Source organism: Paenibacillus sp. FSL K6-1558, from assembly GCF_038002565.1.
GTDB classification, from domain to species: Bacteria; Bacillota; Bacilli; order Paenibacillales; family Paenibacillaceae; genus Paenibacillus; species Paenibacillus polysaccharolyticus.
This window is the reverse complement of sequence record NZ_JBBOCV010000001.1, coordinates 3649580-3664406: the sequence shown is the minus strand read 5'-3', so window position 1 is coordinate 3664406 and position 14827 is coordinate 3649580. Positions and strand designations below refer to the sequence as shown.

At 41.3% G+C, this 14827-nt stretch carries 18 protein-coding genes; 17 read left to right on the top strand and 1 reads right to left on the bottom strand.

Going from position 1 to position 14827, the window contains the following annotated elements; translation table 11 throughout:
• Nucleotide 1 precedes the first annotated feature (1 nt).
• The 7 genes from MHI38_RS15790 (at nt 2) to MHI38_RS15760 (ending at nt 8505) form a co-directional block, all read left to right on the top strand.
• On the top strand, nt 2-697 hold the full coding sequence (locus tag MHI38_RS15790; RefSeq protein WP_090923505.1) for an L-ribulose-5-phosphate 4-epimerase: 696 nt from the start codon (nt 2-4) through the stop codon (nt 695-697).
• Nucleotides 698-1159: 462 nt separating this feature from the next.
• Entirely contained in the window at nt 1160-2584 is a 1425-nt protein-coding gene (gene araA / locus MHI38_RS15785; RefSeq protein ID WP_154889766.1) for an L-arabinose isomerase, read from the top strand.
• Nucleotides 2585-2871: 287 nt separating this feature from the next.
• A complete protein-coding gene (locus MHI38_RS15780; protein ID WP_336121553.1) occupies nt 2872-3642 on the top strand; it encodes an AAC(3) family N-acetyltransferase in 771 nt (256 codons plus the stop codon).
• Nucleotides 3643-3690: 48 nt separating this feature from the next.
• The gene (locus tag MHI38_RS15775; protein ID WP_154889770.1) at nt 3691-3870 is read left to right on the top strand and encodes a hypothetical protein; all 180 of its coding nucleotides are present in this window, start codon (nt 3691-3693) and stop codon (nt 3868-3870) included.
• Nucleotides 3871-4246: 376 nt separating this feature from the next.
• The gene (locus MHI38_RS15770; RefSeq protein ID WP_341181421.1) at nt 4247-5947 is read left to right on the top strand and encodes a histidine kinase N-terminal 7TM domain-containing diguanylate cyclase; all 1701 of its coding nucleotides are present in this window, start codon (nt 4247-4249) and stop codon (nt 5945-5947) included.
• 406 nt (nt 5948-6353) lie between these two features.
• A complete protein-coding gene (locus tag MHI38_RS15765; RefSeq protein WP_341181420.1) occupies nt 6354-7451 on the top strand; it encodes a DNA sulfur modification protein DndB in 1098 nt (365 codons plus the stop codon).
• Complete coding sequence (locus tag MHI38_RS15760; protein WP_341181419.1) at nt 7444-8505, top strand: DNA sulfur modification protein DndB; 1062 nt, start codon at nt 7444-7446, stop codon at nt 8503-8505. Before MHI38_RS15765 ends, MHI38_RS15760 begins: the two co-directional genes overlap by 8 nt.
• 128 nt (nt 8506-8633) lie before the next feature.
• Here the strand turns inward: MHI38_RS15760 and MHI38_RS15755 are convergent, their stop codons facing one another.
• Complete coding sequence (locus MHI38_RS15755; RefSeq protein ID WP_341181418.1) at nt 8634-8978, bottom strand: helix-turn-helix domain-containing protein; 345 nt, start codon at nt 8976-8978, stop codon at nt 8634-8636.
• 219 nt (nt 8979-9197) lie between these two features.
• On the opposite strand from MHI38_RS15755, the gene MHI38_RS15750 reads away from it, so the two are divergent.
• The 10 genes from MHI38_RS15750 (at nt 9198) to MHI38_RS15705 (ending at nt 14795) form a co-directional block, all read left to right on the top strand.
• Nucleotides 9198-9698 (top strand): hypothetical protein, encoded by a 501-nt coding sequence (locus MHI38_RS15750; protein WP_341181417.1) that lies wholly within the window; start codon nt 9198-9200, stop codon nt 9696-9698.
• Complete coding sequence (locus tag MHI38_RS15745; protein ID WP_341181416.1) at nt 9676-9987, top strand: hypothetical protein; 312 nt, start codon at nt 9676-9678, stop codon at nt 9985-9987. Before MHI38_RS15750 ends, MHI38_RS15745 begins: the two co-directional genes overlap by 23 nt.
• A 194-nt stretch (nt 9988-10181) precedes the next feature.
• The gene (locus MHI38_RS15740; protein WP_154889782.1) at nt 10182-11315 is read left to right on the top strand and encodes a WXG100 family type VII secretion target; all 1134 of its coding nucleotides are present in this window, start codon (nt 10182-10184) and stop codon (nt 11313-11315) included.
• 15 nt (nt 11316-11330) lie between these two features.
• A complete protein-coding gene (locus MHI38_RS15735; protein WP_154889784.1) occupies nt 11331-11879 on the top strand; it encodes a hypothetical protein in 549 nt (182 codons plus the stop codon).
• Between the two features lie 169 nt (nt 11880-12048).
• A complete protein-coding gene (locus tag MHI38_RS15730) occupies nt 12049-12510 on the top strand; it encodes a pentapeptide repeat-containing protein (protein WP_222592178.1) in 462 nt (153 codons plus the stop codon).
• Between the two features lie 317 nt (nt 12511-12827).
• The gene (locus tag MHI38_RS15725) at nt 12828-13193 is read left to right on the top strand and encodes a hypothetical protein (RefSeq protein ID WP_341181415.1); all 366 of its coding nucleotides are present in this window, start codon (nt 12828-12830) and stop codon (nt 13191-13193) included.
• Between the two features lie 8 nt (nt 13194-13201).
• Nucleotides 13202-13639 (top strand): hypothetical protein, encoded by a 438-nt coding sequence (locus tag MHI38_RS15720; RefSeq protein ID WP_154889786.1) that lies wholly within the window; start codon nt 13202-13204, stop codon nt 13637-13639.
• An 11-nt stretch (nt 13640-13650) separates the two neighbouring features.
• Nucleotides 13651-14040, top strand: coding sequence for a contact-dependent growth inhibition system immunity protein (locus MHI38_RS15715; protein ID WP_261764707.1), 390 nt, complete (start codon nt 13651-13653; stop codon nt 14038-14040).
• Nucleotides 14037-14516, top strand: a complete 480-nt coding sequence (locus tag MHI38_RS15710; RefSeq protein WP_261764706.1) for an immunity 7 family protein — start codon at nt 14037-14039, stop codon at nt 14514-14516. Before MHI38_RS15715 ends, MHI38_RS15710 begins: the two co-directional genes overlap by 4 nt.
• Nucleotides 14517-14558: 42 nt before the next feature.
• Complete coding sequence (locus MHI38_RS15705) at nt 14559-14795, top strand: hypothetical protein (protein ID WP_154889788.1); 237 nt, start codon at nt 14559-14561, stop codon at nt 14793-14795.
• Nucleotides 14796-14827: the final 32 nt, after the last annotated feature.

Here is a 14827-nt window from a genome sequence, read left to right as displayed (position 1 = left end):
CATGTTAGAGCAACTGAAACAAGAGGTATTCGAGGCCAATCTGGAGCTTCCGAAGCACGGACTGGTGAAGTTCACTTGGGGCAATGTGAGCGCGATTGATCGGGAAAGCGGTCTGTTCGTCATTAAACCAAGCGGAGTTGATTATGAAAAAATGAAAGCCAGCGACATGGTTGTCGTCGATCTCGACGGTAACGTGGTGGAAGGGGAGATGAGACCTTCCTCGGATACTGCAACCCATGCCGTTTTATACAAACACTACAAGGAAATTGGTGGCATCGTGCATACGCACTCCACATGGGCAACGATCTGGGCACAAGCCGGTCTGGACGTACCTGTCATGGGAACGACTCACGCGGATACGTTCTACGGAGCCGTGCCATGCGCACGTTTCCTGAACCAGGATGAGATTGATCGTGGATACGAAGCAGAGACGGGCCGTGTAATCATTGAAACGTTCGAACAACGCGGATTAGATGTGATGGCAATTCCGGCTGTGCTCCTGCATGGTCACGCACCGTTTACATGGGGTAAAGACGCCAAGTCAGCCGTGGTGAACAGCGTCGTGCTGGAAGAGGTCTGCAAAATGAACCTGTACGCCCGCCAGTTGAACAACTTTGCCAAAGAACTGCCGCAAGGCATTTTGGATAAACACTACCTGCGCAAACACGGCAAGGACGCATACTACGGCCAGAAGTAATCTGGATATGTAAGACCCGGAGATGCTGCAATCGCAGTTTCCCGGTGTGAAAATCTGTTCAATACGAGGTTGAACAACCTTTTTTTACACCACTAACGGAGCAGACAGAAGAAAGCTGTAGAAGCGGAGCGTTCACCTTTATCACCGGATTTCCCCTTATACATAAGGGGTTCGAAGAAATCTGGGGATAACAGTGATCGAAAGATTATTCTGTCTGCGCAGTGTCCCGGTATAACTACCCTGCCCAACCCGCAGTTGAATAACCTTTTTACACCATTAACGGAGAGTGCAGAACCAATCTGAAGAAGCGAAGCGCTCGCGTTTATCATCGGATTTCCCCCTTAAAGAGGGGAATGGAAAGAAATCCGAGGATAACCAGCGATCGAAAGATGGTACTGCAATCGCAGTGTCCCGGTGTAACCAACCTATCCAACTATAATCTAATGAAATGAGGATGATTCCATGTCAGCAACAGCAGCAAAAGAGTTTTGGTTCGTTGTCGGTTCACAACATTTGTACGGTGAAGAAGCACTTGGTGAGGTTAAAGCAAACGCACAGAAAATTACAGATGCCCTTAATGCTAGCGGCGTACTCCCTTATCCACTCGTATTGCAAGATCTGGCTGTAACCGCAGACAAAATCACCAGCATCATGAAAGAAGTGAACTACCGCGACGAAGTAGCGGGTGTCATCACTTGGATGCATACTTTCTCTCCAGCGAAAATGTGGATTCGCGGTACGAAATTACTGCAAAAGCCATTGCTTCACCTCGCAACGCAATATAACGAGAGCATTCCATGGGCAACCATCGACATGGACTTCATGAACCTGAACCAAGCGGCACACGGTGACCGTGAATATGGCTTCATTAATGCCCGTCTGAGAAAACAAAATAAAATTGTTGTGGGTTACTGGGAGCGTCCGGAAGTGCAACAGCAGGTTGCAGACTGGATGGACGTAGCGGTGGCATACAACGAAAGCTTTAACATCAAAGTTGCTCGTTTCGGCGATAACATGCGTAACGTAGGGGTAACAGAAGGGGATAAAGTAGAAGCTCAAATCCAGTTTGGCTGGACAGTAGACTACTACGGCATCGGTGACCTTGTAGAGTACGTGAACGCTGTAACTGAGCAAGAGATTGATGAATTGATCACACAATATGCGGACCTGTATGAATTCGATTATGGCACCAACAGCAAAGAAGCATGGGAAGCTAGTGTACGTGTGCAAGCAAGCTATGAAATTGCGATCAAAAAGTTCCTGGATAACGGCGGTTATACGGCCTTCACAACGAACTTTGAAGACCTGCACGGCATGAAGCAGCTTCCGGGTCTGGCAGTACAACGCCTGATGGCTCAAGGCTACGGATTTGCGGGTGAAGGGGATTGGAAAACAGCAGCACTGGATCGTTTGCTCAAAATTATGGCTCACAACGAAAACACAGGCTTCATGGAAGATTACACGTATGAAATGGCAGCCGGCCAAGAAGCGATTCTTCAATCTCACATGCTTGAGGTTGATCCTACACTTGCCAGCACAAAACCAAGAATCATCGTGTCTCCACTGGGGATTGGCGATCGTGAAGATCCGGCTCGTCTCGTATTTGACGGCAAAGCTGGCGAAGGTGTCGTCGTATCTATGGCAGACTTCGGTACACACTACAAATTGCTGATCAATGAAGTATCTGCCTTCGAACCAACGGTTCCAGCACCAAATTTGCCAGTCGCTCGTGTATTGTGGACGGTAAAACCGAATTTCCAAGACGGCGTTAAAGCTTGGATTGAGAACGGTGGCGGACACCACACGGTGGTATCCCTGAACCTGACGACAGATCAGATCGTAACGTATGCGAAGCTGGTGAACCTGGAGTACGTTATTATTAAATAGTCATACGGACAAACATGGAATTATAAATGGTATATATCGTTTTAGAATCATCACTAAGGTCTTTAATCCACGCCTTGATTCCAATTCCAAAGGATGAATCTCGGTTGTAATCCGATCATGCCTGAAGTATGATCAGAGTATCAGAGATCAAATTCATGAGTGTATTCAACGTTAAAGCGAGCATCTGCTTGCCGTATAAAAGTGTATTACAGAGGCCGAGAACCTATCTCGGCTCTTTGTTTTATTTTTCGATACATCACATCGATTCCTAAGGAGGTTATTCCAAGATGACACATACATACGAAAGTCTTATCGCGCAGCTAGAGGAATTAGGCATAGATCGTCACGGCACCTTGTTGATGCATTCTTCGATGAAGAGTATGGGGGAGGTAGAGGGCGGGGCAGATACCGTGCTGGATGCGCTGAGTGAGTATATGAAGGATGGTTTGCTCGTTTTGCCTACGCATACGTGGTCTACCATTAACAAAAGTAATCCATTGTTCCACGTGGAAACGTCTTCCTGTTGTGTGGGCATTCTGCCGGAGTTGTTCCGTAAACGTCCTAACGTTGTCCGTTCCTGGCATCCTACACACTCGGTAGCGGCATTAGGGAAGGACGCACAGGCGTTCACACAGGACGATCATCTCTTCGATACGCCATGTGCACGAGGTTCTGCATGGGGCAAGCTACTTGATCGCAAAGCGACAATTCTGCTGGTGGGGGTGGATTTGAAACGGAACACGTTTATTCATGGGATCGAGGAGTGGGTGGACATTCCGGGCAGAATGACCGATGAACATGAGATGCTGTATACTGTTTTGCCAGATGGAACTAAAATTTCCGTACCTTCACGCAGACATTGCGGACTATCTTGGTCAGAACACTTCTGGAAGGTGGATGAGGTGCTGGTTCAAGCAGGCGCGATGCATAAAGGGAGTTTTGGAGATGCCGTCGCAAGTGTCTGTGATGCTGAGAGAACAACCGAGGTGCTTACAGAGATGTTGAAGGAAAACCCGGATCTGTTCTCGGACAATGAGCCTTTGGCAGATGTGAAGTAAGTGGAATTGAAGCGTTGATATCAGGTACGAAAAGGGAGTCTGATTTTTATGGGAAGCAAACGGTTTTCTAACGAATTTCATGGAAATAACGGATTAACTGAGGCAAGACACGAGCTTCAACTTCGTTTAATCGTTGCGGAGAAACAGATTTCTGCTAAAGAACCTTTGATGGATCATGAGCTAGTCATGAATAGATTGAAAAGAAAAATAGAAATAGCACGGACGTAGGAGAGTTACCAGTAGTGAAGCTTTTTTTTCAATAAAATAGATTACGTATTCCGTTACGGGCTGGATAACGCTCAGTTGCAAGCTGGGCGTTTTTTTTGACGTGGAGTCTTCAAATAAAACGTTCACAAAAGTGCAAAAAATGAATACGATTTCAATCAGAGGTTGGGCAGACTTCCAGTGAATGGGCTACTCAGCGTATCAGGGGTATGGTACGATATGGGTAATTTAACCAGAACAAATTCAAAGCCTAGCAGATGTATCTCATATAGTTGTTTGTAGAATGATCCGAAGAAAAATCAAAGTTCAACGTTTGGTAACGTATCAGAATTCCGCTGATAACTATGGAACAGTGTCACTTCCAAGAAGGAGAAGATTTGTGAACCCATTAGTGTGGTATGATCTTTCGTTATTCGTGCTATTGTTTGGTGTGGGCGTGTATGTGTTTGCTACCGTTAGAATTACCAATTTACATAAGGTGTATTTTTTGTTTCACGGTTTGATGATGATGTGGCCTTTCTGTCAATTTGCGAGTACGCTCACCGATGATCCGGGCCTGCAATTATTCTATGTTTTGTTGTCCTTTGTAGCGGTGTCGCTGCTAGGGAGCGGGTGGCTGCTGCTGACGTTGTTTATTACCGGTTATGCGGAACGATTAAGCCAAAGGCGGCTGGTGTTGCTGTTTGTACCCGCTGTAATCGGAGCGATTGGGGTTGTTGCGAACCCTTGGCATGATTTTGTCATGCCTCTGGAGGGTGGTTATATCGAGCGTGCTTACGGCCCATGGTTCTGGGTGGTCATGTTCATTTTGGTGAGCTATTTCGTGACTTCCCTTGTTATTATGTTTCATGCGGTATTTTCCTCCAAGACACCAGCCATGATTCAAAAGCAGGTCAAAATCACTCTTTGGGGTATTTTTGTGCTGGGTGCGTTTGCCACGTTGGATGCCATCCTTAATGTATTGCTAAGCCGCTGGTTGCCGATTATTCCGGGTCTGACCTCACTGGGTATTTTCCTGTCCGACCTGTTCTTCGTGTATGTAATCAAAAGGTACAACGTGTTCAATCTGGTCTCCATCGCCCATGAGGACGTCATTAATACGATTCCGTATGGCATCCTGGTGCTGGATGAGAACGAAGTGATTGTGGAGGTGAACAAAGCCTCTCGTTTTTTCATAGAACAACATGTAGGGGATGCCTGGGACATGGAGGCATTTCTCGCTGGGGTGTCTGTGGAGGGGAATAGTCGGAAGTTCCTGAACAAGTATCGCTTGAAAAAAATGGAGCTTTGCCAGATCGAAGTGATCGTGGAGAAAGACGGCCAGCTCTGCCACTATATTCTGCAGTCTTCTCCGATTGTGGACTCGGCTCTTGCACCGCTAGGGCACCTGCTGACGTTCCAGGATGTCTCGCAAGAGCGCTTCTATGCTAAAACGATGAACCAGCAGTACAAGACGCTACAAGAGCGCAATGAGGCGCTCGATCTGATTGGTCAGGAGTTATCCGATGCCAACCGCAAGCTGGAAGAGCTGGTGCTGACGGACAGTCTGACGCAGTGCTATAATCGCCGTTACCTGACGCAACATCTGAATCATGAAGTACTCACGAACCTTCAATATAAAATGCCGTTTTCCCTCATGCTGCTCGATATCGACCACTTCAAAGCCATTAATGACCACTATGGTCATGTGGTTGGAGATGAAGTACTGGTTCGCACAGCAGAGGCACTACGGCAATCTGTACGCAGTACCGACATTCTAACCCGCTATGGTGGAGAGGAATTCATGATCTACCTGCCGCATACCGAGCATGATCTAGCGATTGATATTGCAGAGCGTGTAAGACAGACCGTGGAATCCAATCGTATTTCATTGAATTATGGGATGGGGGAAATAGCAATTACAATTAGCGTCGGTATTCTGTCGATTGATGATTTTGCATATGAGGACGAAGACGTACCGGAGGATGGCGAACGCTATTTAATTCAGCTATTTGATGCCGTGGACAAGGCGCTGTATCAGGCGAAGCAAAAGGGCCGGAACCGGGTGGAGTATGGGGTATTGGCGCGGGGTGTGGTGTGATATTTATGAAGACGATAAAGATTATTTTATCAAATGTCCCAAAAGTTATCAGAAATTAAACTATATAGAGTTTATTTTGAAGAAGGCTTTAACGATGGTCGATTATAAAGAGGATAGCACATCCTTAGCAAAACCTATTGAAAATATAATTAAGAGCGTAATTGAAGAATTAAAAACAGTAAAATCATAATATGATCAAATGTAACTAAGTACATATGGATCTCGGTTGAAGATCTCATATGTACTTAATTTAGAAGTTATTATTTACATACAGCAGAGCAAAGACAATGCTCAATTTTAAATTGTACTTGAAATATATATCAAGAATAAAAGATACATATGGAAATATAAACCACAAAGAAGTACTATATAAGCCAATATAGTTTAAACTTCAAGGGGGAAGCCAATGCTTGACTTATCAGTATTAGGGAAAAAAGGAAACCATATTGTCCTAAAGGCTACAAAGGGAATCCAGTTTGGACAAGAAATTGTTACAGCTCAATGCTCGGTAAATGATGTCCTTAAGTTCTTATTAATAGATAGAGATGTTCAGAGGGACATAGCACCCGAAAGAGTTTCAGCTATAAGTAAATATATACAATCTGGAATAGATGGAGAAGATGTATTCTTTGCACCTATGATCTTTTCTTCTAGAGGAAAAGGTGTGTATGATGAAGAAACATCTGAGTTTAGGCTTAACATGAATGATAAACTAGTTATTTTAGATGGGCAACATCGAATAAAAGCATTTGAACATCTTAAAAATCGTGTAGAAGCAATGCTTACTCAAAAACCTCAAGATAAAGATTTGATGGAATTCTCTGACAATCTCGAGTCATTTCCATTAACTATACAAATATACTCAAATCTAGATTTGGTTAAAGAAAGACAATTATTTACTGACGTGAACACTAAATCTTCGGCGGTGAATAATACTCTACTAATAATGTATAAGAAAGATGATCTATATGGTGAAATGATAAAAGAGATAGTATCAAACCACCCTACGATCTCACCGGATTTATTTGAATGTCGTTCAAAAACAACAAGAAGTAAACTTGCCACCGCGGCCACAATATATGTTATTGCAAAAACACTCAATGAAGGTACATATACTCGAACTTCGAATTCGAAAATTAGTTCACAAACTTATCCAGTCTACAAAAAAAGTACAGAAGAGTTTTTAACCCTATTGGTGAAGTACACACCGAAGGATGCGTTAGACCGTGAAAAATATGTTGTTTATTCTTCTAATGTAATGGTTGCAATAGCAAAGTATGTATTCGAAATGAAAAAGAAATATCCAAACAAAAGAATGGAAGAGTTTTTTAAAGGAGCTATATATAACGTTGATTGGAGCCATAAAAATAACGATTTCAGAAAATTAGCAGCTAAATATAACAATCAGACTAAAAAATATAACTTTGGTTCAATTGGTAGAATAGTAAGAACATTTTCAATGTATTTAATTGAAAAATACGAAGGAGCTAGAGCACATGTCTAAAATCAGCTTGAAAGGAACTATTGACACAATTAACAAAAGCAGAACAAAAGGCATGATGTCAACACAAATAAGAGTAGATGATATATTACAAATATCTAAAATAGATCTTAGAATAAATCGTGATTTATCCTACAATCGTTTGCCTAGTCTTTTAAAATATTTCGATAAAGCAGAATCAGATATAGGAATTTTTCTCCCAGCTTTAGTTTTTTCTTTCCGAGAGAATCCAATTGCCAAATATAATAGGGCAACCAGCACACTTGAATTAGAGGAAGATGATAAATTAATAGTTATAGATGGACAACATAGGATAAAGGCAATGGAAAAGTACATTGAAAAAAACAAGTTGAATAAGGATGAGCACATTAATTTTGTTTCCAATTTTCTTACTGCACAAATTTATTTTGGGCTATCTGAAGAAGATGAGCGTAAGCTTTTCTCTGATATTAATTCAAATGCTAGGCGAGTATCGATGTCATTAGTAACACAATATGATTCAAGGGACATAATGAATTTACTAGTTCAAGAGTTACATCGAACTACTTCGATTCTTAAAGTTGTCCAAATCGAATTAAATAAGAGCAAAATTCTTAGACCAACTAATCAAGCATTTTCTACGGGGGCTAGATTTAAAACATTTATCAGTTATCTGCTCTTTGGAAAGAAAACACCTAATAGAAAAGACGAAGAATTAATCAAGAGTCAGTATGATGAAATATCTAGCTTCTTAAGTAAATTCTTTACTATGTTTTTTTCTGTTCTCCCAGAAGTACCAGGAGATGTAGTAAAGTACGTACTTGGTCATGAACCTATTCAAAATGCAATTGCTCTCTATCTAAATGCTACAATAATGTCAAGTGATAATGAAGTTATTGTCTGGAAAGAGGATTGGGAAACAGAAACCGAACAGTTAGAAGCGATTGATTGGTCTGTTAAGAATCCTGAGTGGAATAGATGGGCAATCACTGTTAATCCTGTGAAGGGAAGCTATAAGGGGTTCGTGGAAAATATAACATTAGAAGTGACAGAATTTATTATAGATAAAGTAGGCTAGTCATTATCTTGAGAGATTATTCATACACTTCCTGAAAACTAGAAAAAGGACGCTAAATTCCAAATATAGCGTTCTTTTTTATTCCTTGATTTTTTGACTGATAATAAGTGGGGGGCGTTAGTATTAATCTATTCAAAAGCTTCTTGCATGTTTTTAACTAGCTTATTTAGAATGGTAATCTGCTTAATGTTCATGTTTCTGACAGTAGCTGTATATTCATCGATTGCTTTTTGTTGAAATAGCTGTAACTCATTCATATTATTTAGATCGAAAAAAAGTTCAGTTGCAGGAATCTGTAAAGCCGTGACAATCTTCTCCAAAGTATCAATTGAGAAATTTCTCTCCCCACGTTCAACTGATCCAATATACGCGTCATCTAATCCGGAAAGTTCAGCAAGTTGCTGTTGTGTCAAACCCTTTGTTTTTCGAATTGCTCTAATTCGTTCCCCTACCGTGTTCCGTAATTTTGTCATATTAACCACCTCTCCTAAAGGTTAGGAGAGTATCGATGTATTTAGCAGAGACTTAAAGGCGGTAAAATCTATTGAAAAAACTGCGATTAAGTACTATATTTGATTTATTGTACTACTTCTTTGGAGTTTCTGAAAGTGAATAAATGAAAGGCTGTATCTTAAAGCATAAATAGCTTTGTTTCATTATCTCTAATATTCATATTATAAGGAGGCTTCCTTTTGCGATCATCTATCCTAAAATCCCTCAAACCGGATATTATCGTTGATATGCTGGATATGGCTGTGGCTTTTGAAAATTGGAACAAAGTGCTGGAGACAGCGGGTGTGTTGTACCAGTGCGCACAGTCTATATATGAAGAACGGGTGGAGTGTAAGGAGAAAGGTGGGTATAAACTTCATATTCATACGGAACGTCCATTGGTTTATTACATGGGATGGAGTCATATGATGCGAGGTATGGCTTATCAGAAGCTGGGGCAGATCGATAAAGCACGAGCTTGTATCCAGCAGTATGCAACATTGGGGTGTATGGAAGGAATGGATGAGGCAGAGCTACAAGTTGTGCAGGAGTTCAAACGGAAGGCTGAAATCCATCGCTATGCACTTGAGATTGAAGCAGGACAGGTTAAGTTGCTGGAAGGGTACGTGAACCTTTTGCTGGAGTATCCGGAGGAACGTTTGGATCACAGAGGCCGCGGTGCGGCATGGGTGGCGGATTGATTTTGTCATACAGATGATTGAGGAGAAGGTTGATGGGTCGGGAGTGGGGATAGATTCGTTAAACAACGATGATATGTACCACTATTGTTACCAAAGGGCTTTATATGAACAGTGGATGGGAAGGCCGCAGGAGGCGGTGGAATTTATTTTGAAGGCGATGTGTATAGCGGACAGGCTGGGGATGGAGAGGCATATTATCAAGTGTACAGCGGTGCTGGAATCTTTGCGAGAAATGGCTACGAAGGAGCAGATTGAACGGTATCGGGTGTTTTTAGCGGGGATAAAGTAGGGGGTTGTTATTGGGTTTACTGAAAATGGTAGGATGTGCTTGGATGTGGGTATATGCATATAGGACTATAGCACCGATGAGTGGTGTATCAGATGTCGGGTTATAGGTAAATTCAGGATGTTAGCCGGATGGTTTTACATATTATACTTCTGCTAACATAGGAGGATCCTATTTCAAATGAGCGGAGAAAGCGTATGAGTACAATCAAAGTGACCCCTGAACAATTACATCACGTATCAAATCAGGTGGATCAGGCGAGACAGCAGTTGGAGCATATCCAGGATAACCTCTCAAGGCAGATTATGTTTCTTCAGGCTGTATGGCTGGGTGTGACGCAGGAGCGTTTTTATGGTGATTTTGCACGGTCACGTCCTGTATTACAGAAAGCACTGGAGAGCATGTTGTATACTTCAAAAGAGTTAACGAATATTGCTACGAGGTTTGAGCAGACAGATGCCGAGAAGGGCAGTCTGGGTGGTGTTATTGGTGCTGTGGGTGCGGCAGCGATGATGAAGAGTTCGGGGAATGATGCGGGTTCGGAGGATAAAGGCTACCGGATGGCACAAGTCAACGTGTTTGGGAAACTGGTACATATGCCTGTAAATGAGGATGGTGTTACTGATCAGGCGGCCTTGCAGGCGTATCAAAAGGATCAGGGACATTTGGACTTTAATCGGATGCAAGCTGTAGGGACTGAGGAGCCTGGGGAAGATATTTTTGCTTTGCAGATTGAAGCCTTTGAAAATCGAATTCATCCCTTCACAGGCGAGCCAGTGAATGATCGATATGCACAGATGATGGTGACTTCTCTAAAGTTCAGTCAGGTTTTAATGGCTTTTCAGATGGTTCGCGGAAGTATGCCTGGGCGCAAAGGCCCGTTTCGCTTGCCTTCTTCTCATCCGGCGGTGGCGAAGTTGAAGAAGAATTTAGAGGATGTGAAAAATCAGAAACCAGTTATAGAGGAAAAAAGTCCGGTTATTAAAGATCGGCCTACTCAACAACTGAGTCAAAATCTAATTGACCACGTTATTAATAGACATTCTGTTAATAGTACAAAACAACAACTCCCATTCTTGCAAAAGAAGATGTCTGATGAGCAAATAAATGAGATGCTGAGTAGGAAGTCTTTTTTTAATAAAGAATGGTCTGATAAAAGAATAACAGATGCTTCTACAGAGGCAGTAAATCAATTGAAACAACAAGGTGTGAAGGATGGTTTGCATACTGTCACGGTATTTGATGAATCAATTAAAGTGTTCATTCGGAATGATAATGTAGATTCAATATATGGTACACATAAGTATAAAATTAGTGATTTAAAAGATTAGGAGTGTGCTCAAAATATGTTCGCGATTTCGTTTAAAGCCATAGATGATTTGGACGCGCTGAAGCAAATGTCTGCAGAGCAGTTTGATCAGGCCAAACAAGATATAGATGGAATAATTGAATTGGATTTCAACGGAAGTACGTATGGTATGTTTTTTGATGATTGCCCATTCGGTAATGAGAGACTAGTTAGATGGTTTGTTGACTTACTGACGGTGGCTAAGATGGTAAGCGTGAATCCGTACGTTGCTTATCGAATTCCTGATAGTGCTAATCTATGGTTGGAGTTTAAAGCACATGGAGAAGAACTGCTAGTTAGCTTAGTGGAAGATACGGATCGTGAAGTAGTTTTGGACTTATTTATTACTGAACCGCTGGAGGAATTCAAGTACTCAACATGGAGTGCGATTTCTATAAATTTGGAGTCCTTTGTCAAAGAAATCATACGTAATACACATCTGTTTCTGGATTTCATCTCTGAACTCAACGCAAAACTATTGAAAAGTGAGAACGTTGCAAGAATAAGTGAGAAGTTATCTGATTTAGAGCAAGAATCCTCAACGTGAAATATATCAGCAGAACTATATATGCACCAAGAAGTTATCAAGATAATGCGAAAGAGCAATTCTTCATATGAATGATCCCGCATTTGGTGCAGTACAGTAACCCTGAATTAAAATTAAACGATACGATCAAGACAGCTATTTCTTACATGGATTAGAGGACGAGGGACGGATGAGAAACGATATGTATAACAGATTCAAACTTCATAGAAAATGGGTTGATACTAGCGGTCAGGAAGGTGAGCAACTTCGATTGCAGGATGTTGATTTTCGTGAATTTGATATCTCTACTATTTGTTTAGAGCAGTCATTTATGGCGAGTTGTACGTTTGAGGGTCTGAGTCTGAACAACATAGATTTTCATGCCTCTGTTTTAAGTTCGTCATTATATAGAAATAGCAACGTGATCCATTGTGATTTTTACAAATCAGACTTGTCATATGCAGAATTTTCTAACTCCAATGTGGATACAGTTCGATTTTCAAGAGGCGATCTATGGGAATCACTATTTGATAATGCAACAATTAAAAATAGTAATTTCTCAGCCTGCAACCTCTCTTTAACTGATTTTAGCCATGCCTCATTAACAGATGTAGACATAAGTGAAGCAAGGTTGGAAGGGGGTTTGTTTTAAGGAGTAACGTTAAGAAACATCAAAGGAATAGAAGAGGCCAATTTCCACAGTATTCATATTGGTTCAGCCGATAAACCTCAAATTCTCAAAGGGCAGGAAGCAAGGGACTGGCTTCGCATGAAGGCCGAAGAAAGAAAGTAATCTATCAGGTTTTAAATTTCTCTGGAATCATGAAAAGAGGCAATAAAATAACATGGGAACAACAGCTTTTTTTCTAACGGAGCGTGAGAAGTATTCACCAGAGAAGTTTTTATCTGACACTATAATTGCTGTGTTTCAATCAGATCATAGACTAATTTTTGATAATCATAAACATATTGAAAATGGGGAGATTTTCTTCAACAACCTTGAATGTTCTAAGTCATTCGTACAATAGTGAAGAAAATAACCGTCAATTTATCCTATATGTAAAGGCAAAAGAAAATAAAAGTGTTTTATTTCATGATCACGAAGATCTGAATTTAGACCCTAAACAGGATCTCATTCGGGTAGGTACAATAGAAGAGGCATTTGGTGCAGAAGAGGTTATTTTTCAGTTTGTGTATGAATATTTGAAACTTAACCAGGCGGACTACTTTTGGGTAGCAGATTATGACTGGGTCTACACATGGGAAGATATTAAGAAACTACACTCCATGTCCTATGACTCAGACTGGTGTTATAAAAATCCTAGGATGGGATAAGGAATGATATGTACCAACAACTTGATAATCTTTTATACGCCGAGACGACAGTTGATTCCTGGTACGATGACGGTTGTGTTATAGCGACAGAAATTCTGGAAGATTTTAAACTAGGTGATTGGGATATTTTATCTAGAGAAGTATTGAGCAAACCCCTCAGCTGGCAGAAGAAGCTTGCGTACTGCTTGGATAGTACTCGAGAGAGGCATGAATTTGAATTGTTGCTTTCTCTACTGACTGTTGAGGATAGAGAGTTATTAGAAATATGTATAGACACACTAAGGAGCTACACATCTCCTGAGTATAAACAAAGATTAATGCATGAACCTCTGTTACTAGAGCGTGTGGCTACTGTACTGTCTGGTGCAGGAATTGCGGAACGAAGGGTACTGGAGGATTTTCTCAGAGGTTTAATAATCTGGCCAGATTCGGAGGGGTGCACCTGAGTAAACGGATTATGGACATTTACTGTATAGATTATAATAGCCAGCTGGGCAAAAGTAATTCTGTGGCTTTGGAGCAGTGGTACGGTAGGCTGCTTAACAAAAAAGTAGATGATCTTAACTTAGAAGATGTAAGTCGAATGCTGGGTCAGCGTGTGTTTTTGGAGCTGGGTATAGAAAAGGCGATGGAAATTTTGTCCGATGATCCTCTTGCTGGGGAGATGTACGATGGTCATTTGCTAGAGCTCTTGTATGGTATCGAACTGGGTGATTATCAAGATTTGGAACAGTTGAAATTATTACTCCAGCACATTCATGCTATTCTTCCACAATTCGAATGGACTCATCGAGAGGAACAAAAAGAGTATGCTGATTTAGTGCAACGGTTTATAGCAAAATTTTGAGAAGAGAATACTATCTTGGATGTCAGATCATAAGGTCAACTTTTTACATAAGACAAACCCCGAGGGGAGCTAGAGCCATTTTTGAATACCATGGATGGGCTACAATTAGGGAAAGTGTATCGTTTGAAGAAGATGAGGATCAATATGATGAAGCTATTCAGGAGTTACAGAAGTACATTGAGAAGTTGAGTTGGCCTTCGGGTGTACTAGATCTGAGGGCTGTTAATGGTGACTATCAGCTTTGGATTGCTGGCCTTGATAACCACAAACCTGAAATCCAATTTAATCCGATTGAAGTGTTCAGAAAAGCAGGTGAAATAGCTCCGGGTTCCTACGGCATTCTTTACGTAAGAGATAGTGATGATTTAGCATCATCTAATCAGTTCAAGGTGTATACGTTAACACGAGGTGAGATCGCAGAGCAAGAAGATCCATTTCTTTCACCTTTTGTGCCGAAATTAGAGGATGAATGCTGAGTATTTGCTCCTAAGAACGGAAATGAACAAGAGGTGGTTGGAGTGAATTTACAAGCGGCAATAACAAGGATTAATGCGATCCATTGGGAACGCGTAGGAACGAGCTCTTTCGAAATAGAAGCCGATTTAGCGCGCGAGTTTTTAAGAAGATTAGCACTCTTCTTTAGAGATACGTCTACTAGACCTCTGCCTCCTTTCATAGCTAATGTTGCTAATTACCCCCTTGTCTTTCCACAGTTAGATAAAGAAAAATTTAAGAATTGCACAACATTTCAGTAAGTTGTTACGTTATACTTATTAGACCTAAAGAA